A 24,066-nucleotide genomic window follows, 5' to 3' on the forward strand; every position below is an offset into this window, starting at 1 on the left:
CTCGCTACCGGTCCACCGGGTGAGACAAGGTGGGACGCATGGATCTCGAGCACGCGATGCGGGCGGCGGTGCGTGGCACGGTCGCCTTCGACGCCGGGGCGCGGGCCCTGATGACGATGGACGCGTCGAACTACCGGCGGGTCCCGCTGGGCGTCGTGGCGCCCCGCGACGCGGACGACGTCGCGGCGGCACTGGCCGTGTGCCGCGAGTACGGCGTGCCGGTGGTGCCGCGCGGCGGCGGCACCTCGATCGCCGGGCAGGCGACGGGGGTCGGAGTGGTGCTCGACTTCACCCGCCATATGCGGGCGATCGAGCACATCGACCCCCAGGCACGCACCGCGGTCGTGCAGCCGGGCGTGGTCCTCGACGATCTGCGGGCCGCCGCCGCACGGCACGGGCTCACCTTCGGCCCCGACCCGTCCACCCACAGCCGCTGCACGCTCGGCGGCATGATCGGCAACAACGCGTGCGGGTCGCACTCGGTCGCCTGGGGGACGACCGCCGACAACGTGCGCGAGCTGGAGGTGCTGACGTACGGCGGGGAGCGGGCCGTGCTCGGCCGCGGCCTGCCCGGACCGCTCCACGACAGGACCGCCGCCTTCGCCGACGAGCGGCTGGCCCTGCTCCGCACCGGTTTCCCCGACCTGCCCCGCCGGATCTCCGGCTACGCCCTGGACCGGCTGCTCCCCGAGCACGGCCGGGACCTGGCGCGTGCCTTCACCGGCAGTGAGGGCACCCTCGGCGTGCTGACCCGCGCCACCGTACGGCTGGTGGAGCCGCCCGCGGCCCGCGCACTGGCCGTGCTCGGCTACCGGGACGAGAGCGCAGCCGCCGACGCCGCACCCCTGCTGCTGCCGCTGCGCCCGCTGACCGTCGAGGGCATGGCGGCCGACCTCGTGGGCTCCTCCGCCCAGGAGTCCCTGCCGCGCGGCGCCGCGTGGCTCTTCGTGGAGGTCGGCGGCGACACCGCGGCCGAGGCGCGGGCCCGCGCCTCGGAGCTGTGCCGCCACGCCGCCGCCGACGGCGCCCTGGACCACGCCGTCCTCACGGAGCCCGCCGAGCAGCGGGCCCTGTGGCGGATCCGCGAGGACGCCGCCGGGACCGCGACCCGGATGCCCGACGGCACCGAGGCGTGGCCGGGCTGGGAGGACTGCGCCGTGCCGCCGACCCGGCTCGGCGCGTACCTCCGGGAGTTCAGGGCCCTGCTGGGGGAGCACGGCCTGCGCGGCTCCCCGTACGGACACTTCGGCGACGGCTGCGTGCACGTCCGTATCGACTTCGACCTGCTGACACCGGCGGGCATCGCCCGCTTCCGGCGCTTCTCCGAGGAGACCGCCGGCCTGGTCGTCGCCCACGGTGGCTCGCTGTCGGGCGAGCATGGCGACGGCCAGGCGCGGGCGGAACTCCTGCCGAAGATGTACGGCCCCGAACTCGTGGCACTCTTTGCAGTTTTCAAGGAGCTGTGGGACCCGGCGGGCGGAATGAACCCCGGGATGCTCGTCCGCCCCGATCCAATGGATACCAACCTCCGCTTCGACGTGCTGCCGTCCCGCGCGTCACATCCGGTTGACGTCGAATTCACCTATCCGGGTGATGGCGGCGATTTCACGGCGGCCGTCCGGCGCTGCGTCGGCGTCGGAAAATGCCGTACGTCCGCGACCACCTCGCCCGGCGGGGACAGCGTGATGTGCCCGTCCTACCGCGTGACGGGGGAGGAGCGGCACTCCACGCGCGGGCGCGCCCGGCTGCTGCACGAGATGCTCGCCGGCGAGATCATCCAGGACGGCTGGCGGTCCGCGGAGGTCCGGGACGCGCTCGACCTGTGCCTTTCCTGCAAGGGCTGCCGCAGCGACTGCCCGGTCGAGGTGGACATGGCGACGTACAAGGCCGAGTTCCTGCACCACCACTACGCGGGACGGCCGCGCCCCCGCTCGCACTACTCGATGGGATGGCTCCCGGTCTGGCTGCGGGCCGCCGCCCCGTACGCCCGCGCCCTGAACGCCCTGGCCCGCGGACCGCTGGCCGGCCTCGCCAAGCGGGCCGCCGGCCTCGCCCCGGAGCGCGACCTCCCCGCGCTCGCCGATGAACCGTTCCGCCGCTGGTGGAACCGCCGGACGACCGGCGGCCGGACGACCGGCGGCGGGACGGCCGTCGGTCCGATGGCCGGGGGGCGGGCGACCGTCGGACCGATGACCCAGCGGCGGGCGACCGTCGTGCTGTGGCCCGACACCTTCACGAACCACCTCTCGCCGCAGGTCGGACAGGCCGCGGTGAAGGTGCTGGAAGCGGCCGGCCTGCGGGTGGTCGTACCGCCGAAGGCGGTCTGCTGCGGCCTGACGTGGGTGTCCACCGGGCAGCTCGACCGGGCCCGTACGGTCATGCGCCGCACCGTCGACGCCCTCGCGCCCGCGCTCGACGCCGGGCTGCCGATCGTGGTCCTCGAACCCAGCTGCGGGGCGGCGCTCCGCGCCGACCTCCCGGAGCTGCTCGGCAGCGACGACCCGCGCGCGGCACGGCTGGCCGCCTCCGTCAGGACGTTCGCGCAGGTGCTGGAGGAACTGGCGCCCGGCTGGGCGCCGCCCCGGCTGGACCGTCCCGTCGTCGGGCAGACGCACTGCCACCAGCACGCCGTGCTCGGCGACGGCGCCGAGCGGCGGCTGCGCGAGCGCGCCGGCCTCACCGGCTCGCTCGCCGGGGGCTGCTGCGGTCTCGCCGGCAACTTCGGCTTCGAGCGGGGCCACCACGACGTGTCGGTGGCCTGTGCCGAGGAACAGCTCCTCCCGGCGGTCCGCCAGGCGCCCGCCGGGGCCGCCGTCCTGGCGGACGGCTTCTCCTGCCGTACCCAGCTCGCGCACCTGGCCGGCACACCCGGGCGGCACCTGGCCGAACTCCTGGCGGAGGCGCTTCCCGACGCGTAGCCCGCCCCGTAGAGCCCGCAGAGCCCGTAGAGCCCGCAGAGCCGGCAGGGGGGCCGGACGGACCGGCCGCGCCGACGGCTGTGGCCCGCCCCCACCCGGTTGCGGGGTGGGGGCGGGCCACAGGACCAAACGATTCAGCAGCTGCCGTTCAGCAGACGGCCCGGGTCAGTGCCCGATGCCCGCGAAGCCGTCGACGTCGCGCGGGTCGCGCGGGCCGGGGCCCATGTAGCGGGCGGAGGGGCGGACGAGCCGGCCGGTGCGCTTCTGCTCCAGGATGTGGGCCGACCAGCCCGCCGTCCTGGCACAGGTGAACATCGACGTGAACATGTGCGCGGGCACCTCGGCGAAGTCCAGGACGATGGCCGCCCAGAACTCCACGTTGGTGGCGAGCACCCGGTCGGGGCGCCGCGCGTGCAGCTCCGCCAGTGCCGCCTTCTCCAGCGCCTCGGCGACCTCGAAGCGGGGGGCGCCCAGCTCCTTCGCCGTGCGCCGCAGCACGCGCGCACGCGGGTCCTCGGCGCGGTACACGCGGTGGCCGAAGCCCATCAGGCGCTCGCCCTTGTCCAGCGCGCGCTTGACGTAGGCGCTCGCGTCGCCGGTGCGCTCGATCTCCTCGATCATGCCGAGGACGCGCGAGGGGGCGCCGCCGTGCAGCGGGCCCGACATGGCGCCGACGGCGCCGGACAGGGCCGCGGCCACGTCGGCACCCGTGGAGGCGATGACGCGCGCGGTGAACGTCGAGGCGTTCATGCCGTGCTCGGCGGCGGACGTCCAGTAGGCGTCGACGGCGGCCACGTGCTTGGGGTCGGGCTCGCCGCGCCAGCGGATCATGAAGCGCTCGACGATCGTCTGCGCCTTGTCGATCTCCTTCTGCGGCACCATGGGCAGGCCCTGGCCGCGCGCCGACTGGGCGACGTAGGAGAGCGCCATGACGGCGGCGCGCGCGAGGTCGTCACGGGCCTCGTCGACGTCGATGTCCAGCAGCGGTTTCAGACCCCAGACGGGCGCGAGCATGGCGAGCGCCGACTGGACGTCGACGCGGATGTCGCCGGAGTGCACCGGGATCGGGAACGGCTCGGCAGGCGGCAGGCCCGGATTGAACTTGCCGTCGACCAGCAGGCCCCACACGTTTCCGAATGAGACATGGCTGACGAGATCTTCGATGTCGACGCCTCGGTAACGGAGAGAGCCGCCTTCCTTGTCAGGTTCGGCGATCTCCGTCTCGAACGCGACTACTCCTTCGAGTCCGGGTACGAAGTCGGACATCAGGCGGCTCCTCGTGATGTGGTCGACAGGTGCTTGGCCGGCCGACTGCTTGGCCGGCCAATCCGGTAATGCCCCGCTCGGGTGATGGTCACCCTGCTCCATCCGAGACCGGGGGCCGGAGTCAGAAACGGTATCTCTTGATGTCAAGAGGCCACAGCCGCCCGACCCGCAATTCTGTCGGTTCTGGCACATGACGGGAAGCGTGAGGTGCGGCACACTCTTCGGTCCTGCCGCCCCGGCGGGGCCTTGTCCGCCCGGTCCGGGGACGTGGGGGGCCCAGGGGATGCAAGATGTCCGGGTGCAGTCTCCTGTCGATCCAGCCGCCATGCGCGAGCAGTACCGCGCCCAGGGCCTCTCCGAGGCTGAACTGGCCGCCGACCCGTACTCGCAGTTCACCCGCTGGTTCGCGGACACCGTGACCGCGGGCCTCGCCGAGCCGAACGCGATGGTCGTCTCGACCGCCGACGCGGAAGGCCGTCCCAGCTCCCGGACCGTGCTCCTCAAGGGCTTCGACCCGCGCGGCTTCGTCTTCTACACGAACTACGGCTCCCGCAAGGGCCGCGACCTCGTCGAGAACCCGCAGATCTCGCTGCTCTTCCCCTGGCATCCGATCGCCCGCCAGGTCATCGTCTCCGGCACGGTCGAACGCGTCTCGCCGGACGAGACCGCCCGGTACTTCCGCAGCCGCCCGCACGGCTCGCGGCTGGGCGCGTGGGCCAGCTCGCAGTCCTCGGTGGTGGGGTCGCGGGAGGACTTCGAACGCCGCTACGCGGAGCTGGAGGCGCGCTACCCGGAGGGCGCCGACGTCCCCGTGCCCCCGTACTGGGGAGGCATTCGGGTGCGCGCGCGGAGCGTGGAATTCTGGCAGGGGCGCGAAAACCGGCTGCACGACCGCTTGCGCTACGAGCGCGCCGACGCGGACGGCGGGGAGACGGACGCCTGGAACGTCGTACGGCTGGCGCCGTAGGGCCCTCGCCCTCAGGACGAGGCGGCCGACGACCCGGGGACGGGAACGCCCTGGAGACGCGAACGACCCGCGGGCTGCTCCCTGGAGTTTCCTCCAGGCACCGGCCGGACAAGTCCGACGAGCCCGCGGGTCGGGTGACTGCGTGGAATTGGCCCGCCCCTCGACCCCGTGCACGGGGTCTGCGCGACGAGCGTGACGCGCGGGACTAGCCCGCAGTCACCTCACGTGTCCGACTGCACATCATGCTTCGAACCACCTCCCTTCATGTGTGGCCGCAACATTAGGAACCGGCCCCGGGACGCACAACCGATTTATCGAAACGCCGTGTGGGCTGGGTCACAGCGGGGTTGAATGATTTGACGTGCAGCCATTCGATGCGAAGCCGCTCAGTGATGGCGACGAGCAGCTACTCGCCGCTCTGCTCGACGGTATGGAGGCGGGCCTGTGCGCCTTCGACCGCGAGGGTGTCATCACCCATTGGAATTCCGAAGCCGTACGGATCCTCGGCTGGTCGGCGGACGATGCGGTCGGCCGCCGCGGCTTCTCGGGCTGGGCGGCCCGTAGCGCCGACGCGCCCGACGTGCAGACGCGCCTGCTCGGCGCCATGGAGGCCCCCGGCCGCCAGGTGCACGAGTTCGCGCTCCTGACCAAGGACGGCCACCGGGTGCTCGTCCGCACCCAGTCCGCCGCCGTGCAGGGGCAGGACGGCCGGCCCGCCGGGGTCTACTGCGCCTTCTCCGAGGTGCACGCCCAGATCGACCTGGAGCGCTCGATCGCGCTCAGTGAGGCGCTCTTCGACGACGCCTCGTGGGGCGTGGTGCTGATAGACGCCGACCTGCGGCCCGCCGTGGTGAACGCGCACGCGGCCCGGCTGCTGCGCACCGGCCGGGACACCCTGCTGGGCCGGCCGCTGGGCGACCTGCTGGAGCAGGGTTTGGAGGAGCTGGAGACGGCGCTGCAGCACGTCCTGGCGGAGGGCAGCCCGCCGGTCCCGTCCGACCTGTGGCTGAGCCTGCGCGGCGACGAGGGCGCCAAGCGGCAGTGCTGGCGCAGCGGTTTCGTCCGCCTCGGGTCGCCGCTCGGCGAGGAACCGGTGCCGCTCGGCGTCGGCTGGCTGTTCCTGGACGTGACGGAGGCCAAACTCGCGGAGCAAGAAGGATCGTTGCTGCGCTTCCGCCACAACCAGCTGCACCGGGCGGGGCGCTCGGCCGCGGAGTGCGAGGACCCGGTGGAGGCGGCGACCACGTATCTGGACTTCGCGCTGGCCGGGTTCGCCGACCACGCGCTCGTCGACCTCGTGGGGGACGACGGCCGGCTGGTGCGCGCCGCCGCGACCCCGGAGGGGTCCACGGGGCCCTGCCTGCCCGTCGCCGTCGGCACGATCCCGGTGGCGTACGGAACGGCGCACCCGGTGCTGCAGGCCGTGGAGCGGATCGGCACCGTACGCGCCAGCTTCGGCGCCCTCGCGGCGGCCGAGCCCGCCTCGCGGGCCAGGATCGACGAGTGGGCGACCGCCCGCCGTTGGCCCGAGGGGACCGTCCACGGCCTCTCCACGGTCCTGCGGAGCCGCGGACGCACCCTGGGCGCGGTCACGTTCCTGCGGGGCGGTGGGCGCCGCCTCTTCGACCGTTCGGACGCGGCGTACGCGGAGGACGTGGCGGTGCGGGTGGCCGCGGCGCTGGATCTGGCACAGCAGCTGGGCTGAGGCACCGCTCCCTCGCTCCGGAATCGACGCCGTGAAGGCGGCGCCGGCGGCTCGGCGGCGGCTCAGCGGTCGTTCAGCGGTCGCTCAGTGCCGGAAGAAGATCCGCGAGCCGTACTCCTCGAAGATGCGGCCGTTCCAGTCGTGGCCGCCGTCCACGTTCCCCGAGCGCAGCAGCGGCGGCGTGATGCCGCGCGCGGCGAGCTCCGCGACCGCGCGGGCGACGACGGCCTGCATGAGGGCGCTGGTCACCACCGTCGAGGCGGGGGCGAAGGGGGCCGGGACGTCGTCGCGGACGAGTTCCGCGTCGCCGACGGCGATCTTCGAGTCGAGCACGATGTCGCAGTGGTCCTTGAGGAAGGTGCCGGACACGTGCCGGGACTTCGTCTCCTTGGCGTACGCCACCGAGGTGACGCCGATGACCGTGAGGCCGAGGGCGCGGGCGTTCTGCGCCATCTCGACCGGCAGGGCGTTGCGCCCGGACAGCGAGATGACGACGAGGACGTCGCCGGCCTTGGCCGGGCTGGTGTCGAGTACGGCCCCCGCGAGGCCTTCGACCCGCTCCAGGGCGCTGCCCAGGGTCGCGGGCATGACGTCGATGCCCACGACGCCGGGCACGGCGAGCAGGTTGACGAGGGCGAGGCCGCCCGCTCGGTAGACGACGTCCTGGGCGGGGAGCGAGGAGTGGCCGGCGCCGAAGACGAAGATCCGGTTGCCGGCGGCGACAGCGTCGGCGATGGCCCTGCCGGCTTCCGCGATACCTGCGGACTCCTCGTCCCGTACCCTCCGGAGGAGGGCGATGGCCGCATCGAAGTATTCGTCGGCCAGATCGTCGCGGGGCTCACTCATGCGGATCACCGTGCGGCCAGGCTGCCGTCGCTGTCAAGAATCGCGCGCCGGGGCCGGTTGTCGGTGGGATGCGTAAGAATTGGTGCAGGGCCACGCACTAGCTATTGAGGGGCGCGCATGTCCGGACTCATCGACACGACGGAGATGTATCTCCGCACCATCCTGGAGCTGGAAGAGGAGGGTGTGGTCCCCATGCGCGCCCGAATCGCCGAGCGCCTTGATCAGAGCGGTCCGACGGTCAGCCAGACCGTGGCGCGCATGGAACGTGACGGCCTGGTGCATGTCGCCGGCGACCGGCACCTGGAACTGACCGACGAGGGCCGGCGGACGGCGACGCGCGTGATGCGCAAGCACCGGATCGCCGAATGCCTGCTCGTCGATGTGATCGGCCTGGAGTGGGAGCAGGTGCACGCCGAGGCCTGCCGCTGGGAGCACGTCATGAGCGAGGCGGTGGAGCGCAAGGTGCTGGAGCTGCTGCGGCACCCGACCGAGTCGCCGTACGGGAACCCGATCCCGGGCCTGGAGGAGCTGGGCGAGAAGGCCGAGGCCGACCCCTTCCTGGAGGAGGGCATGGTCAGCCTGTCGGAGCTGTCGCCCGGCCCGGCCGGAGCCAGCGTCGTGGTGAAGCGGATCGGCGAGCCGATCCAGACGGACGCCCAGTTGATGTACACGCTGCGGCGGGCCGGTGTGCAGCCGGGCGCGGTGGTGAGCGTGACGTCCTCGGCGGGCGGGGTGCTCGTGGGCAGCGGCGGCGAGGCCGCCGAGCTGGGGGCCGAGGTCGCTTCGCACGTGTTCGTGGCCAAGCGGTAGGACCCGCGGTTTGACCTGGCGGGAAAGGGCGGGGGCCCCGGTGCCTGACGGCGCCGGGGCCCTCCTCCCCTTGTCCCTCCCCTGGTGGTGCTCCCCTCGGAGGACCCGGAACCCCGAGCTTCCCGAGTACTCCGCGCGACCGCTTCCCCTTCGAGTCGCGCCCCGCAGGAGATCTCCCCTCGGCTGCGGCGGTCAATCCTTGAGTGTTGTCACTCGAAAGAGCGGTCTTGTGGACTCCGACCCTCTTATCGAATGAAAGTTCGATAACGTGAGCGCCTGAACGACTCGATCACGTTCGTCAGGGGGTGCGGCACATGATCCGACGCATCGAGGTGACCGGAGCGGGCTCCGTCCGGCTCGCGGCCTGGGATTATGCCGCCGACGCCAAGGAGGACGGCTCCGCCGGCCCCGGCGTCCTGCTGCTGCACGGGCTCATGGGCCGCGCCTCGCACTGGGCCGGCACCGTCCGCCGGCTCGCCCCGCGCTACCGCGCCATCGCCCTGGACCAACGCGGCCACGGGCGCAGCGACAAGCCGGAAGGCCCGTACAGCCGCGAGGCGTACCTCGCCGACGCCGAGGCGGCCGTCGAGCAGCTCGGGCTCGCCCCCGTCACCCTCGTCGGGCACTCCATGGGCGGCCTCACCGCCTGGCAGCTCGCCGCCCGCCGCCCGGACCTGGTGCGGGCCGTCGTCGTGTGCGACATGCGTGCCGCGGCCCTCGGGGAGGAGAGCCAGCGCGACTGGGAGGCGTGGTTCGCCTCCTGGCCGCTGCCCTTCGCCAGCCTCGCGGACGTGCGCAAGTGGTTCGGCGAGGACGACCCCTGGGTCGATCCGCCGCGCCCCTCCAGAGGCGATTTCTACACCGAGGTCATGGAGGAGCGCGACGACGGCTGGTGGCCCGTCTTCGCCCGCCGCCACATGCTCCGCTCCCGGGCGCCGTGGATCCTGGACGCCCACTGGGAGGAGCTCACACAGGTCCGCTGCCCCGCCCTCGTCGTGCGCGGCCTGGAGGGCGAACTGGGGCGCGCCGAGGCGCAGGAGATGGTCCGCGTCCTGCCGCACGGCAGCTACGCCGAGATCCCGGAGGCCGGTCACCTCGTCCACTGGGAGCAGCCCGCCGCCTGGTACGAGACGGTCGAGCGCTTCCTGGAGGAGTCCGCGATACCCCGGCAGCGGACCGGGACGACCGGGACGGCCTGACGGGAGCCCGTACGGGGGGGCGGCTGCGCGGGAGCCCGTACGGGGCGCGGCTGCACGGGAGCCCGCCGCAGGGGAGGCGATTGGTCGGGAAGCGGCCGCGTCGCAGGGGGCCGCGACGCTACGCGCCGTCCGCCGTCGCCGACTGTTTCTCTTCCTCCTCCGGAGGTGTGAAGCTCACCGTCCGCAGGATCGCGACCGTCATGTCGCTGATCTCGCCCCAGTAGTCCACGGCGGCCGTGTCCAGCGTGAAGACGGCGGTGAACGGACCGGTGGGGAACGGCACGTAGACCTGGATCTGGCCGGTGAGCAGCGAGACGTCCTCGCCGGTCGCGGTCATCTCGCCGCCGACGGTGATCTCGCGCATGGAGACGGCGGAGACGGCGGGGCCGCACGGGAGGTCCAGCCAGCGTGCGTCGTTGAGCGGGTCGCGGGTCATGATCTCGCGCAGCCCCAGCGCGGCGACTTCGACCGACGGGTGGTCGGACGCGACGGCGGAGACGGTGAACGAGCAGTGCGCGATGCCGCCGTCGTCGATGCCGAACAGGCCCATCGCCGAGAAGGCCAGGCCCCCTTCGGTCATCAGCTCGGCGAGGCCCGCGTAGAAGAGCGCGGCCGGCGTCCACAGGTCGTCGTCACCGTTGGGGAACAGCTCGCGGACGAAGTCGGCGGCGCCCGCGGCGCGTTCCTCCGGGGTGGCGGCGATCGGGAGGGGGTGGAAGCCGTCGGGGACGACGAACCACAGGGGAGGGATGTCCGGGCCGTCGAGCGAGGTCGGGACGGAGGGGGTGATCGCGGAAGTGGTCATGGAGTCGTGTCGCTCACAGGTCGCCGGGTCGGGGTGGCGCGGGCTCGCCCGCGGTGCGGACCGTGTCGCTCAGGTGCTGGACGACCTTGGCGGCGTTGTCGGCCGATCCGGCGGACACCCGGATCCAGGATCCGTCCGCGAAGGTGAGCAGCAGGTCGGCCTTGGTCTCGGCGTACGCACGGCGTTCCGCCGTCGCGACGCGCTCGCGCGGCGCCTCCCAGAGCACGTCCGCCGGTGCCGTGACGGAGGCGATACCGAGGATGACCAGCCGCCGGTCGGTGACCACGGCGTCGGTGCGGTAGCCCTTGGGCTGCCGGGCTGGGTCGAGCTGCCACGGCAGCGTGCGGGCGACCGTGCCGGGCGCCGCCCACATGACGGGGAAGTCCTCGACCTCGTTCGCCGGGTCCTGCGGATCGCCGCGCAGGGCGGGATCGCCGAAGGGCGAACCGGGCGCGCCGCCCGCGTTGGAGATGAGGTTGAGCAGCAGCGGGATGCCCAGCCAGGCGGCGCGGCCGGCGCGCCGCGTCGTCTGGTCCGTCCTGGTCCGGATGGTGAACTCCGGTCCGGGCGGCCAGCCGCCGGCCACCAGCTCGGGCTGGATGTCGTGGCGGCCGGTGTCCCGGAACCACCGCGAGCCGGCGACGGGCGGGGCCATCCCGGTCGCGAAGCGCAGTGTGGTGCGGAACAGCGAGGCCTCGCCCGCGTCCGGATACCAGTCCATGGTCTCGCCGTCCTCAGTGCTCGTGCGCTGATCAGTGGTGGGGGGAGGAATCATGTGCTGTGGTCTTTGGCGCCCCCGTCAGTGTGCGGCGGCCGCCTGGTTGAACCGGTCGCCCGGGTGGAGCGCCTCACCGACGTGCTGCGGTACCGACCACAGTTTCGGCGCGATCTTGATGCCCGCGTCGATCCCGCGCCCGAGGCCGGACATCGGGTTGATCGCCCACTTGCCCTTGCTGACCAGGTCCAGGCCGCGGGTGCCGAGCCACTGGCCCTTGGCGTAGTTCTGCTCGGCGACCAGCCCGAGCCGGCCCATCGTGCCCTCGGCCTTGATCAGACCGCCGCTCTTGAGCCCCCACAGGCCGATCGTCTTGCCCTTGACGGTGAAGCTGAGGGCGCCGGCCACCCGATCGCCGACGCCGACGATGTTGCGGCTGATCGTCGTCACACCGCGGAAGCCCTCGCCGAGTTCGGCCGCGCGCCCGGCCGCCACGGCGCCGTCGGCGACCTTGACACCCTTGGCGAACGCCCCCAGGCCGGGGACCGCGCCGAGCGCGTCCAGCCCGATGGACATCCAGCTGACGTCGGCGCCGGCCGCCTTGGCGACGAGGTGCGCCACGAGGGCGAGGGCGCTGGTGGCCACCGCCGCGCCCGCGAAGATCGCGCCCAGCGGTTCGAACGGGGCGGTGATGATGGCGAGCATCCCGAGGATGCCGCTGAGGTCGCCGAGCAGGTCGCCGATCAGCTTGATCATGTCGGCGTGGTCCTGGACCCACTTGACCGTGTCGTTCCACGCGCCCTCGACGCCGCTCACCATGCGGTGGAAGAGGCCCGGCTTGTCGGGCGCCATGTCGCCGGCCTTGTCGAGGTCATGGCTGACGGCTTGGGCGGCCCGGGTGAAACGGTTGTGCAGCTCCTCGGCACGGTGCCGGACGCCCTGCAGCGCGGTGTTCGCGTCCGTGACGTCCTTCTGCTTCTTCTTGTTCTCGTCGGCGGCCGTGGGGCTGGGGGCGGCGCCCGGCTGGGGGTGCGGGGTCTCGGTGCCGCTCGGGGTGGAGCCGGGGTCGGATCCCAGGGCCCGCTTGGCGCCGTCGAGGGCCTCCTGCTTCGTCGAGGCCTCACGCTCCAGTGCGGCGGCCTCGTCCTGGAAGCCGTGCAGTTGCTCGGCCCAGTTGCCGATCGCGTTGGCGGCGCGTCCGAAGGAGTCGTGCGCCTTCTTGATCAGCGGCGTGACGTCCTGGGATATGTGGTGGCTGAAGGCCTTGGCCGCCTCGCCCTTCCAGTAGCCGCACTCGATCTGCTGCAGCTCGCCGACGGTCGTCGTCAACTCCGCCGTCAGATCGCCCAGCTGCCGCGACAGGGCGCGGGTCTGCCCGACGTCGCCGGGCGTCGGATCGAACCCGAGGTGGGGGAAACTGCGGGTCACTGGCACTTGCCTTCCGGCTTCAGGGAGTTGGCGAGCTGCAGATCGGCGTCGTCGAAGGTCTTGCCGATCTGGTCGATCATCTGGACCGCCGTGTCGGCGTGCTCACCGATCTGCCGGACGCCGTACTTCCACTCGTCCGCGAAGTCGTGCACGTCGTCGATGAGTTCGGGCGCGCCGACACCTTCGCCGTTGGCGTTGCCCATGGTCCGGCTGACGGCCTCCATGCGGTGCGCGATGGTGGAGAACGTTCTGCGGAGGTCACCCATCACGGTTCCGTTGATCTGCAGATCACCCATGGTTCGCCCCGTTCATCCCGTTGCTCCATTGCCTCGCACGCCGCCTGCCGCCCACGGCCTGCCGGCTGCCGATGGGTGCGACGTCACCTGTGTGGCTGATGGTTCCCCAGACTACGCATGGGCCTGAGGGGGAGGGGGACCGCATCCGCCGTGGAAAACCCGGCCCCATAGGCTGCCCGGTCGGGGTGACCCGAGCCTACGGATGCGCACACAGGAGACGGGGGTGGCTGTCGATGCAGCCATTGGAGCCGGAAGATCCGCAGCACCTCGGGGCGTACCGCCTGTTGGGACGACTCGGCGCCGGCGGCATGGGGCGGGTCTATCTCGCCCGGTCGCCGGGCGGACGGACCGTCGCCGTGAAGGTGGTCCGCCCCGAGTTGGCCGAGGACGCGCAGTTCCGGGCACGGTTCCGGCACGAGGTCGAAATCGCGCGGGCGGTGTCCGGCGGCTACACGGCCCCGGTCGTCGACGCCGACACCGAGAGCCGGCTGCCGTGGCTCGCGACCGCGTACGTGCTCGGACCGCCGCTCGACGAGGTGATCGAGCAGCACGGTCCGCTGCCCGAGGCGTCCGTGCGCGCGCTGGGTGCCGGGCTGGCGGAGGCGCTCGTGGTGATCCACGGCGCCGGACTCGTGCACCGGGACCTCAAGCCGTCCAACGTGCTGCTGGCCGCGGACGGGCCGCGGGTGATCGACTTCGGCATCGCCCGGGCCGTCGACGGCGACCGGATGACGAGCACGGGCGTGGTGGTCGGCTCGCCCGGCTACATCCCGCCCGAGCAGGCGGTCGGCGGGGTGGCCGGGCCTCCCGGTGACGTCTTCTCGCTGGGCGTGGTGCTCGCGTACGCGGCGACCGGGCAGCAGCCGTTCGGGCTCGGGACGGCGGCGTCACTGCTCTACCAGGTGGTGCACGGCACCCCGAACCTGACCGAAGTGCCCGCTTCGTTGCGGCCCTTGGTGCAGGCCTGCCTGCAGAAGGACCCGGCGCAACGGCCGACGCCGCAGCAGATCAGCGAGGCGCTGGCCCCTGCGGGGGCCGCTTCCGTGCTGCGCGACTGGCTGCCGGGGCCGGTCTCCTCGACCATCGCCCGGCACGCCTCGCGGATCCTCGACCTGGACACGCCGGCCCATGGGACGGCGGACGGGGCGGCGGGCGTTGCGGCGGGCGGGGCGGTTTCGCATCGGACTCCGACCACGTTGGACGGGACGGTGCTGGAGCCGGCGGGTGCTGCCGGTTCCGCTGGTGCTGCCGGTGTTTCCAGCGCTGCCGGTGCCTTCGGTGCCTCCGGTGCCTCCGGTTCTTCCGGTGCTTCCGTGCTGCGCTCCCGTCGGGGGTTCCTCGCGCTCGGCGCGGGCGTCGCGGTCGCGGCCGCCGGCGGCGGGGCCGTGTGGGCGTTGGGCAGGAAGGACGACGACAAGCCCAAGCCGCCGCCCGCGGCGGACGGCACGAAGAACCCGACGACGCCGTCCGGGGCGGCGCAGTGGCCGGGCGGCGCGGCGCGGGCCCTGTGGTCGCACACCGGCACCCCGCTCCAGATGGGTCTGCCGCTCGTCGTCGACGGCTCCGTGGTGCTGCCCGCCGACCCGGTCGTCGCACTGCTCGAGCAGGGCGGCAAGCAGCGGTGGTCGGGCGAGAAGGTCATCGACAGGTACGCACGTCTGGCGGTCAGCGGCGGCTCGGTCATCGGCCTCGACGAATCCTCGGACATGATCGCTGTGGACGCCCGCAGCGGTCAGGAGGCCTGGCGCTACAAGCCCGCGCAATACCAGGGCATCGAGACGCTGCTCGCCGCCGACAGGACGGCCGTCTACTACATGGGGTCGAAGTCGGACGCGGACTCCCTGCACGGCCCCGCCATGCTCGTCGCCGTGGACACCGCGACGCGCAAGGAGCGCTGGCGCGAGCAGCGTGACGCGGGAACGCTGAGCAATTCCGTCGAGGGAACGGTCGGCGGCCGCTACCTCGTCTACGCGGACGGCTCGTCGAACGTGACCGTGCGGGACACCAGGGACGGCCGTCAGATCTGGACGAAGAAGCTCGGCGACCGGTCGGGCACGGTGCGCCCGGTGCTGTCCGGCGACACGCTCTACCTCTGCGGGAAGGAGCTCAGGGCTGTCGACGTCGCGACGAGCAAGGTGAAGTGGAGCGTATCCGCGGGCAGCGACGGCTACTTCGGGGCGCCGGTCGTCGCCGACGGCGTCGTGTACGTGGGCGACACGATCACCGGCATCCGAGCGCTGAACGCGGCGGACGGGAAGCGGATCTGGATCCGTGAGATCTACGCGTCGACGTCGGTGTCCTCCTCACCTGTGCTGACCGAGCGCGGTGTGTACGTGGCGAGCCAGCTCGGCGGAGTGGGCGTCTTCGCCCTCGACCGGAAGGCCGGCAGCGTGACCTGGAACTTCCACACCACGCTGACCGACGACAGCCTGGACTGGCGGCTCGCGGCGGGCAAGGACGTGGTCGTGGCGTCCAACGGCGGCCAGGTGTTCGGCCTCCCTGCGATCTGACCGGGCCAGCACCGCGAGGTGCACCTGCCGGGGCGACACCGCGTGCGGCGGCGCCCCGGCAGTCCGTGCCCCGGCAGTCCGTGCCCCGGCAGTCCGTGCCCGGGCAGTCCGTATCCAGGCGGGGCGGGCGCGTCAGGCCAGTGGCACCGTGACCGTGCGCGGCTCGCCGTCGCCCAGGTGCAGGAGGGCGCGGCCGGGGGTGACCTGGCCGCCGGCGCTGCTGCGGGCGAGGCGGACGCCGATCAGCTCGCCGCTCATCGTCTGCTGCGGGGAGAGCAGCGCGCCGCGACGGGCCTTCTTGGCGTCGACCTGCCAGCCGGAGAAGCCGGAGCAGATGTCCTCCTCGCTGCCCGCCAGCACGAGCGCCCGGCGCAGGTCCGTGCCGCGCGCGATGATGTCGCGCAGTACGTCCTTGGCGTCGATGTCGCGCAGCAGCTCGGCGTCGTCGAGGAGGACGACGGCCGGGCTCTCGCCCGCCGCTTCCAGCGCCGCGGTCAGGTCCTCGCCGGACAGCTCGCTCTCGGTGAAGACGCCCAGCACCCCTTCGGTGCCGACCAGGTCGCGCAGCGGCGAGGGCCGGGGCGCGACGACGACGATGCGCGCGCCCTGCCGCAGGTAGCTGCGGGCGAGCGACAGCAGGACGGTGCTGCGGCCGGACTTGCCGGGGCCGCCGATGACGAACGCCGGCAGGCCGTCGGACAGGTCGGGGCCGTAGCCGGTTATCTCGTCGCCGCCGACGCCGACCAGCCCCCACAGGGGCGAGCGGGCGGCATCGGTGTCGCGCATCTCCCACGCGTCGTCGAAGGACAGCCGCGACGGCAGCACGTCGACCTTGAAGGGCCGCCGCGCGCGCGGCACGTCGGCGTCGCGTTCGAGAACCGCCGCTCCGATGGCCGTGATCGCGGCGGCCTGGCCCTGCCCCGACGCGTCCGGGTCGAGGAGCGCGACCTGCGTCTCGATGCCGGACTCGGCGCGGTAGGCGCGGCCGGGGGCTATCTCGTCCGGGACCTTGCGCGGGTTGACGCTGATGAGGGAGAAGTCGGAGCGGTCCGAGAGCCGGAACGCCATCTTGTCCTCGGTGAGGGTCGCGATCCGGCCCGCCATCAGGGTCCGGTCACCGGTGATGATCACGTGGATGCCGACGCTCGCACCCTCGCGGAGCATCGTGAACAGGTCGTCGGTCAGCGCCCCGTGGTCGAGTTCGCCGAGCGAGGGCAGCCAGCCCTCCCACCGGTCGAGCAGGACGACGATGTGCGGGAGCCGGTCCTCCTCGGTCACTCCGCCGCGCTGTTCGCCGATGTCCGCGTAGCCATCGGCGGCCAGCACCTCCTGGCGGCGCGTCATCTCGGTCTTGAGGCGGCCGATGAGCCGGATCGCCCGTTCGGTCTGCGCACGGCCGACGACCGCGCCGCAGTGCGGCAGCCGGGAGAGCGCGTTCAGTGCGCCGTTCCCGCAGTCGATGCCGTAGATGTGCACGTCGCGGACGCTGTGCGTACGGGCCAGCGAGCCGGCGATGGTGCGCAGCAACTGGGAGCGCCCGGAGCGCGGGGCGCCGGCGACCAGCAGGTGGCCGAAGGTGGTGAAGTCGACGGAGACAGGCCGCCGGGCCTGCAGCGCCGGCAGGTCCTCGATGCCGTACGGCGCGGGCGGGAGCGCGCCCGTCGTGACGGGCACCGGCAGGTCGTCGAGCAGCAGGGTGTCGGGGAGCGCGGGCAGCCACGGGCTGTGCTGGGGCGGGATGCCGAGCCTTTCGTTGGCCTCGCAGACCGCTTCGACCAGCACCTTCAGGTCGGTGATCTCGTCCTCCTCGCCCTTGGCACCCGCTGGGCGCCGCGGGACGGGGCGGCCGAGCTGCGACCACTCGACCAGCCCCACCCAGGGGGCGGCGACCGCAGGGTCCACGGCGCCGGGGCGCCGGCCGCCGACGCGGCCGGACTGGAACGGCACGAGCGAGGTCGCGCCGAGCCGCACGTAGGCCCGGCCGGGGGTGGACTTGGAGATGGTGCCGGCGTCCGGGGCGTCGATGACGTCGGAGGACTCGCTGGCGTCGGTGACGCGCAGCGCGATGCGGAGGTTGGTGTTGGCGCGGATCTCGGGGGAGACGACGCCGGAGGGGCGCTGGGTGGCGAGGATGAGGTGGATGCCGAGCGAACGGCCCCGCTGGGCGATGTTGACCAGGCCGGTGACGAAGTCGGGCAGCTCACGGACCATCGAGGCGAACTCGTCGATCACGATGAGCAGCCGCGGCATCGGCTTGAGGCCGGGCTGCCGCTTCATCAGGTCCGTGTAGTCCTCGATGTCCTTGGCCCCGGCCTCGGCCAGGATGTGCTCGCGGCGCTTGAGTTCGGCGCCGAGCGATTCCAGGGCGCGCTCCACGAGGTGCGCGTCGAGGTCGGTCACCATGCCGACGGTGTGCGGGAGTTGCACGCAGTCCTTGAAGGCCGAGCCGCCCTTGTAGTCGATGAGGACGAACGTCATCGCTTCCGGGGTGTTCGCGACGGCGAGCGACGCGACGATGGTCTGCAGCAGTTCCGACTTGCCGGAGCCGGTGGTGCCGGCGATGAGCCCGTGCGGACCGTCCTTGCGGATGTCGATCGCGAACGGCCCGTCGTAGGACTCCCCGACGACCGCCTGCGTCGAGATGGGGCTGAGCCGCCAGCGCGCGGCGATCGCGTCACCGGTCGGCGGCTCCAGCTCCAGGACGTCCAGCAGGCGGCTGGAGCCGGGGATCGCGGAGTCCTCCGCGTCACCGCTGATGTCGCGGATGGGGGAGAGGCAGCGGGCGAGGCGCGCGCACCAGGCGGCCGAGACGAGGTCGGGGCGGACCTTGCGGACCCGTGCGGCCCCGCTCTGATCCACGCGCAGCCGGAACGAGCCGGCGGCCGGCTCCACGGCGGTGGCCGTGGACGACTGGCTGCCCTCGTACCAGGCGTTGAGCGACGGGAAGCCGCCCTGCTGGGGTGCCGGCTGGGCGGCGGCCTGCCCCTGGGCCGGGATCCGGTTCTGGCTCTCGGCGGGCGTCTCGAACTCCGCGATCACCACCGCCTGGCACTCGCCGGGCAGGAAGCGCTCCTCCGAGTCCAGGCACAGTGCGTAGATACCGACCGCGGGGCCTTCCCGCAGCAGGGCCACGACGCCCGGCAGCGACCGCAGGCGGCGCGATCCGTCGAAGACCACCACGATGTCCGGGTCCTTGAAGAACGCGGCGTGGTTGGCGGCGCTGCCCGCCTTCTGCTTGGCCTTCTGCCGGCCGTCGAGTATCGACGTCAGCTCGGCGATGCGGGCCGCCACCGTCTCGGCGTCCGTGCCGAGCAGGGCGCTCGCGTCCTGGCCGTCGGTCGGCCGCGAGTGCGGCAGCCAACGCACCCAGTCCCAGCTCTCCTGCCCCGAAGCGTCGGTGAGCACGTAGAACTGCACGTCCATCGGGCTGTGCAGGGCCGCGGCCTGCGCCACCGCCCACCGGCCCATCGCCCGCACGCTGTCGCCGGGCGCGGCGAACCCCACCACGCCGAGCCGGCGCAGCTCGACCGCGACGGGGGCGTCGTCGATCTCCCAGGCGACCTGCCGGCGGTGCTCGTCCTGCTCGGGGTCGTCCAGCACGACCTCCGAGGGGAGCTTGGCGGTGCCGACGCGCAGCAGCAGGTGGTCGTTGTCACTGCGGCGGCGCTCCCAGAGCCGGGTGCGCGGCCCGGTCGCGGTGTTGAGCACCGTCGCCGGGTCGGGGGAGGCGGCGGCCCGGTCCTGCCGCTCGGCGAGGAGGGCCTCCGCCGCGTCCTTCTCGATGCGCTCCTTGTGGGCGCGGTACTCGGCGACGGTCTTCGTGTGCGACTTGCGGCCGTTCTTCTTGTCCATGAAGTAGTTGCCGATCATCACCATCGGACTGACCACCGCCATGAGCAGATACATCATCCGGTGCATCATGAACGCCATCGTCACGGACATGACCAGCGGCATCAGCGCCATCAGCCACGGCAGCGGCCGGGTGTTCATGTCCCCGGGAGGCGACGGCAGCCGGAAGAGAGTGGTGCGCTCGGGCGGCAGCATGCGCGGCGGCCGGTTGTACTCCAGGGTGCTGCCGTCGTCGCCGGGGTGCAGGGCGGCGTTCGGCGGGATGTAAGGGCCCAGTTCCAGCAGCGAGTTGCCGAGCGCGATCTGCTCGCCCAGCGGCCAGTCGCGGGTCTCGCCGTCGATGGTGACCTGGCACGTGCCGCCCATGCCGACGGAGAGCACGGCGGCGCGCTCCGCCAGCTCGGAGTCCTCGACGCGGATCCGGACTGACGAGCCGCGCCCGATCTCGACCCGCCCGATACCCAGTCGGTGCACCGCCCCGGCGTCCGGCCCACCCGCCACCCGCAGTTCGACCACGCCGGCCGGCTCGCCCGGCAGGCAGCCCGCCGGGTCGTACAGACTGACGACCGCGCCCTCGCGCAGCGGGGACTCCGCCACCGTCCGCGAAGGGTCCACGGCGTACCCGTCCACGAAGAGCGCGGGCGATCCCGGCTGCCGGGCGGATCCGCCGCTGATCGAGATGATCGCCGCGCCGTCCCCGCCGACCTGCCGGTCCAGCTCCCGGGCGATGTCGGCGACGGTCGACGCCGCGTCGGCGTCCAGCACGACATCCGCCCGGTTCCCGCCGAGCGGATCCACCACGGTCAGTGTCAGTCGCACGATCGTCCTCCGGGGCTCCGTTTGGGTCATACGGACGATATCCGCCCCACAAGCCCCAGCAACAGCCGCGCGAGCGCCCCACGGACACTGCGCCGCTGGTGGGACCGTCCGCAGGGCCGGTCCGCAGAAAGTTATCCACAGGCAGATCCGGGAGGAGGGACGGACCGGTCATCATCGGTGCATGACCACGAACCGCGTCTCACCGCACCCCCGCTCCCGCACCTCCTCCCGCGGCGGCCACACCCTCGCGCACCTCCGGCAGGACGGTGTCGCGACCGTCCACCAGCTGCGCCGCCTGGGTGTGACCAGCGGGGCTCTCACCCGCCGCTGCCGGCCCGGCGGGCCGTGGCAGCGGGTGCTTCCGCGCACGTATCTCTTCCACAACGGGCCGCCGACCGCGCGACAACGGTCCAGGGCGGCGCTCCTGTACGCGGGCGAGGGGGCGATGCTCACCGGGCCGGAGGCGTTACGGCTCTTCGGGCTGCGCTACATCCCACCGCTGCCGGGCACGCACGTGCTCGTCCCCTACAACCGGCACGCCCGCAGCCGGGACTTCGTCACCGTTTTGCGCACCCGCCACGTACCCCGCCCCCGCAACGTCGCCGGCTTCCCCACCGCGCCGCTGCCGCGGGCGCTGGTCGACACGACGCGGCTCGGCGCCGACCTCCAGCAGGTCCGCGCGGCCTGTGCGGAGGCCGTCCAGCGCGGCCGGTGCTCCGTCGAAGCGCTCACCGAGGAGATCCTCGGCACCTCGGCCCGGGGCATCGCCCCGATCCGGGCCGTCATACAGGAGCTGCTCGCCGGCGTCCGCTCCGTCTCCGAGGCCCAGGCCCGCGACGTGCTGCGCACCGGCGGCCTGCCCGAACCCCTGTGGAACGCCACCCTGCTGCTCGCCGACGGCACGTTCCTCGCCACCCCCGACGGCTACTGGCCGGACACCGGGGTGCTCCTGGAGATCGACTCCCGCGAGTACCACCTCAGCCCCGCCGACTGGCACCGCACCATGAACCGCCGCAACCACCTGTCGTCCCACGGCCTCCACCCCCTGGCCTTCACCCCGGCCCAACTCCGCCTCAGACCGAGCGACGTGATCCGTCACATCGCCCAGGCCCTGAGCACGTACGCGGGCTGCGCGCCGCCCCATATCCGAGTGGTGCCGATCGGACAGGGATGAGGTCGGCGGCCAGGGGGCTTCACCTCGCCCTGAGGGGCTAGGAGGTCGGTTTGACGACCGTCTGGATCTCCTGGACGGCGACGGGCTGGTCGAAGGTCGAGTAGCCGTCCGGCAACCGCTGCCCCGCGCCGATCTGGGGCGTGGCGGTCGGGGTCCAGCTGACGGTCCAGGTGATGCGGGCCCTGAGGGCGTATCCGCCACCGCCGGTGGTGGCCTTCCGGTACGTGATGTTGCACGCCGAACCGGAGCTGTCGACCTGGTAGGCGGCACCTACCTTGGTGAAGGCGTAGTCGCAGGACTGCGGGTCCGCGTACTGGGTCCCGGCCTCGATGTGCAGCGCCGAGGGGACGGCGACCACGGTGGCGGCGAGGTTCACCGCCGGCAGAGCGGCGGTCACCCAGACAGGGTCCACGGGATCGTCGAACTTGATGAAGGTGGGGAGGTTGACCTTCTGGCTCGCCGCAGCCGGGCTCAGAGTCACCTTGCGCGAGGGCAACTTGGTGGCGCCGTAGGCGGCTTTGGAGAGCATTTCAGCGGTGATGACGGGACCGGTGGGGGGATTGGCCGGCCCGATCCACTGCCAGGAAGGCGTTGCCTGGCACAAGGGGGAGCCGGGCGGGAGATGGTCGTTCTGCACGAGCAACCACCACGTACCCTTATCGCCCTTGTGGTAGTGGATTGCCTCCATTTGCGACCGTATTTGGTAGTAGTAGTCGTAGACCGTATCCGCACCGCTATGTCCGGCTTCGGTGTACTTGGCCATGAGATACGCGTCGAACTCTTCCGGGGTGTAGAAGGGCTCGTACCAGCACGGCGGAGCGACCCAGTTCGAGTCGGCGGAGGCGATGGGCTGGGCTTCCTCGCCGTTGCTGCTGCCGGACCACTTGACCTGGGACTTGATCACGGTGTTGGTGGGTTCGGTGTGTCCGGGCGTGGGCGGCAACGTGTCCTTGGCCAGGGCGGGTGACACTGTCGTGGCGAGGACGGTCAGGCACGCGGCCAGACCGGCGATGCCGTACTTGTAGCGCGACTTCAGCTGTTGCGGCATTCCTTCACACCCTCCGTGTAGGTGTAGTTGAGCACCTGCCAATCGCCCGCCGTGTTCTTCGACAGGACCATGTTCCATCGGCTGAAGTCGGCAAGGGACGGGGTCGTCGCTACGGCCTTGCCCGTCTTGCGGTTCTTCGAGAACGCCTTGCTCTGGTCCTCGCAGAGCAGCACGGTCGCCTTGTCCTTGCCGGTGATCTGCACCGTCGGCTGGTAGTAGCGGTAGATCCCGGTGACGGTCATTCCGCTCTTGCCGAATTTGATGACCGAGTCGCCGAGTTCGGCACCCTGGAGCCCGGTGAAGTAGCGCTTGAGGTTCGGGCTCTTCCCGTTTCCGCTGGCCTTGGCCTCGACCCATGAGGTCATGGCGAAGGAGCTGTCCCGCAGTACCGCCTTCTTCGCGGCGTCCGAGCTCTCGAATCCGGTGGTCTCGACCTTCACATCGGCCGGCAGCTTGAACGTCGGGGCGCCTGGTTCCGGCGCGGCGGGGGTCGTGGTGGGGGCTGTGGTCGGGGGGGTGGTTTGGGCGCCGGGGATGGTGGTGGAGGGTTTGTCGTCGCTGCCGCAGGCGGTCAGGGCCAGGGCCGTGGCCATGACGAGAGCGGCGGCGATGGGCGGCGTGCTGCGGGTCACGATGGGGTCCCCCGTGTGATGCGCGGACAGAGCGTTGGGGCTCGACGCTACCCGTGATGGCCGAGCGGTTATAGGGACCCTGCCCGTTCTGTGACCGGGTCCGCACGTTGGTGTCACATTCCTGCGCGGAAGCCGTTGACCTCTGGATGATCACTGACAGTCCTGTAGCGGTTTTGTGAGTCTCCTGTCACACGACGCGCCTTGAGGGCGTTTATGTGGCGCTGATAGCGTGCGGTGACTTGACACCGGCCTGCGGGCTGTCGCCATCCGGAGCGCGACGACCTCTCCCCATGCTGCCGGGAGTCCAAGCACGCCAGCTCGACGGGGGCTATCGACGTGAAGATCAGGGAACGTTCCGCTGCAGGTGGCAGTGGTGGTAGGCCGTCTGCGCCCGGACCGGCGATGGGTGGGCCGATGGGTGAGCGGCTGCCGGTCGCGCCGCGGGAGCGGAAGCCCGCGCTGGCCGCGCTGGCGGTGCTGCTCATCCTCGTCGGGGCGCTGGGTGCGACGCTGCTGGTGATGCGCGCCGGAGACCGGATATCGGCGATCGAGATCACGGAGCCCGTGCCTGCCGGAGAGAGAATTCCGGATTCGGCGATTCGGGAGGTCGAGGTCGCCGATGGTTCGGGTATTGACTATGTCGAGTGGGGCAAGAAGGGCCTGTTGGGCGACTATCGGACCTCCACCGACATCACCAAGGGCAGCGTGCTCGTCGGCTCCATGCTCACCCAGGGCGAAAACCTGCTCAAGGACGGCAAAGCGGTCATCGGGCTCTCCCTCAAGGGCGGTCAGTTCCCCGAGGGGTTGAAGGTCGGCGACACGGTCGCCGTCTACCGCGTCGGCAATGACGCCGCGAAGCCCGCCGCGGGCAACTCCGGCAATTCCGGCGGGGGGAACACGCTGCTCGCCGACAACGCCAAGATCAAGGCCGTGCCGAACGGTACGTCGGACTCGCTCAGCAGCAGTGGCGCCGCGTACTCGATCATCGTGGATCAGAGCGACGCCGGCCCGCTGACGCTGGCGGCGTCCGCCGGCGAGGTCTCGCTCGTGCTCGTACCCGCCAGCAAGGGCTGAGGCCC

General features: G+C 72.1%; 17 protein-coding genes. 8 read left to right on the forward strand and 9 right to left on the reverse strand.

Features of this window, described 5'->3' with window-relative positions; genetic code table 11:
• The first annotated feature begins 38 nt into the window (after positions 1-38).
• Positions 39-2,918 carry an FAD-binding and (Fe-S)-binding domain-containing protein gene (locus tag ABZ721_RS00660; RefSeq protein WP_358786336.1) on the forward strand — a complete coding sequence of 960 codons (2,880 nt, stop codon included), beginning with the start codon at positions 39-41 and terminating at the stop codon, positions 2,916-2,918.
• A 165-nt stretch (positions 2,919-3,083) separates the two neighbouring features.
• Here the strand turns inward: ABZ721_RS00660 and ABZ721_RS00665 are convergent, their stop codons facing one another.
• Positions 3,084-4,184, reverse strand: coding sequence for a citrate synthase 2 (locus ABZ721_RS00665; protein ID WP_358786337.1), 1,101 nt, complete (start codon positions 4,182-4,184; stop codon positions 3,084-3,086).
• Positions 4,185-4,467: 283 nt separating this feature from the next.
• Here ABZ721_RS00665 and pdxH point away from each other — a divergent pair, with 283 nt between their 5' ends.
• Positions 4,468-5,151 (forward strand): pyridoxamine 5'-phosphate oxidase, encoded by a 684-nt coding sequence (gene pdxH, locus ABZ721_RS00670; RefSeq protein ID WP_358786338.1) that lies wholly within the window; start codon positions 4,468-4,470, stop codon positions 5,149-5,151.
• Between the two features lie 361 nt (positions 5,152-5,512).
• A complete protein-coding gene (locus tag ABZ721_RS00675; RefSeq protein WP_358786339.1) occupies positions 5,513-6,856 on the forward strand; it encodes a PAS domain-containing protein in 1,344 nt (447 codons plus the stop codon).
• 84 nt (positions 6,857-6,940) lie between these two features.
• Here the strand turns inward: ABZ721_RS00675 and ABZ721_RS00680 are convergent, their stop codons facing one another.
• Positions 6,941-7,702, reverse strand: coding sequence for an SIS domain-containing protein (locus ABZ721_RS00680; protein ID WP_358786340.1), 762 nt, complete (start codon positions 7,700-7,702; stop codon positions 6,941-6,943).
• Between the two features lie 117 nt (positions 7,703-7,819).
• On the opposite strand from ABZ721_RS00680, the gene ABZ721_RS00685 reads away from it, so the two are divergent.
• A complete protein-coding gene (locus ABZ721_RS00685; RefSeq protein ID WP_358786341.1) occupies positions 7,820-8,512 on the forward strand; it encodes a metal-dependent transcriptional regulator in 693 nt (230 codons plus the stop codon).
• A 314-nt stretch (positions 8,513-8,826) separates the two neighbouring features.
• On the forward strand, positions 8,827-9,711 hold the full coding sequence (locus ABZ721_RS00690) for an alpha/beta hydrolase (RefSeq protein ID WP_358786342.1): 885 nt from the start codon (positions 8,827-8,829) through the stop codon (positions 9,709-9,711).
• Between the two features lie 118 nt (positions 9,712-9,829).
• Here the strand turns inward: ABZ721_RS00690 and ABZ721_RS00695 are convergent, their stop codons facing one another.
• The 4 genes from ABZ721_RS00695 to ABZ721_RS00710 all read right to left on the reverse strand — a co-directional run bounded on the left by ABZ721_RS00695 (position 9,830) and on the right by ABZ721_RS00710 (position 12,955).
• A complete protein-coding gene (locus ABZ721_RS00695; protein WP_358786343.1) occupies positions 9,830-10,516 on the reverse strand; it encodes a hypothetical protein in 687 nt (228 codons plus the stop codon).
• Positions 10,517-10,529: 13 nt separating this feature from the next.
• Positions 10,530-11,237, reverse strand: coding sequence for a hypothetical protein (locus tag ABZ721_RS00700; RefSeq protein ID WP_358786344.1), 708 nt, complete (start codon positions 11,235-11,237; stop codon positions 10,530-10,532).
• Between the two features lie 78 nt (positions 11,238-11,315).
• Positions 11,316-12,659: a putative T7SS-secreted protein gene (locus tag ABZ721_RS00705; protein WP_358786345.1), complete on the reverse strand. Its 1,344-nt coding sequence runs from the start codon at positions 12,657-12,659 to the stop codon at positions 11,316-11,318.
• Positions 12,656-12,955, reverse strand: coding sequence for a hypothetical protein (locus ABZ721_RS00710; RefSeq protein ID WP_358786346.1), 300 nt, complete (start codon positions 12,953-12,955; stop codon positions 12,656-12,658). Before ABZ721_RS00710 ends, ABZ721_RS00705 begins: the two co-directional genes overlap by 4 nt.
• 233 nt (positions 12,956-13,188) lie before the next feature.
• Between ABZ721_RS00710 and ABZ721_RS00715 the strand changes: the two genes are divergently transcribed.
• Positions 13,189-15,465 carry a serine/threonine-protein kinase gene (locus ABZ721_RS00715; RefSeq protein ID WP_358786347.1) on the forward strand — a complete coding sequence of 759 codons (2,277 nt, stop codon included), beginning with the start codon at positions 13,189-13,191 and terminating at the stop codon, positions 15,463-15,465.
• 132 nt (positions 15,466-15,597) lie between these two features.
• On the opposite strand, the gene ABZ721_RS00720 is transcribed toward ABZ721_RS00715, so the two are convergent.
• On the reverse strand, positions 15,598-20,133 hold the full coding sequence (locus ABZ721_RS00720; RefSeq protein ID WP_358786348.1) for an FtsK/SpoIIIE domain-containing protein: 4,536 nt from the start codon (positions 20,131-20,133) through the stop codon (positions 15,598-15,600).
• Between the two features lie 181 nt (positions 20,134-20,314).
• On the opposite strand from ABZ721_RS00720, the gene ABZ721_RS00725 reads away from it, so the two are divergent.
• On the forward strand, positions 20,315-21,307 hold the full coding sequence (locus ABZ721_RS00725; RefSeq protein ID WP_358786349.1) for a hypothetical protein: 993 nt from the start codon (positions 20,315-20,317) through the stop codon (positions 21,305-21,307).
• A 37-nt stretch (positions 21,308-21,344) separates the two neighbouring features.
• Here ABZ721_RS00725 and ABZ721_RS00730 read toward each other — a convergent pair whose 3' ends face one another.
• Together ABZ721_RS00730 and ABZ721_RS00735 are read right to left on the reverse strand one after the other, a co-directional pair.
• Positions 21,345-22,355 (reverse strand): hypothetical protein, encoded by a 1,011-nt coding sequence (locus ABZ721_RS00730; RefSeq protein ID WP_358786350.1) that lies wholly within the window; start codon positions 22,353-22,355, stop codon positions 21,345-21,347.
• Positions 22,340-22,987: a hypothetical protein gene (locus ABZ721_RS00735; RefSeq protein WP_358786351.1), complete on the reverse strand. Its 648-nt coding sequence runs from the start codon at positions 22,985-22,987 to the stop codon at positions 22,340-22,342. The genes ABZ721_RS00730 and ABZ721_RS00735 overlap by 16 nt, the downstream gene beginning before the upstream one ends.
• A gap of 414 nt (positions 22,988-23,401) precedes the next feature.
• Between ABZ721_RS00735 and ABZ721_RS00740 the strand changes: the two genes are divergently transcribed.
• On the forward strand, positions 23,402-24,061 hold the full coding sequence (locus ABZ721_RS00740) for a hypothetical protein (protein ID WP_358786352.1): 660 nt from the start codon (positions 23,402-23,404) through the stop codon (positions 24,059-24,061).
• Positions 24,062-24,066: the final 5 nt, after the last annotated feature.

Source organism: Streptomyces sp. NPDC006733, assembly GCF_040636125.1.
Taxonomy (GTDB): domain Bacteria; phylum Actinomycetota; class Actinomycetes; order Streptomycetales; family Streptomycetaceae; genus Actinacidiphila.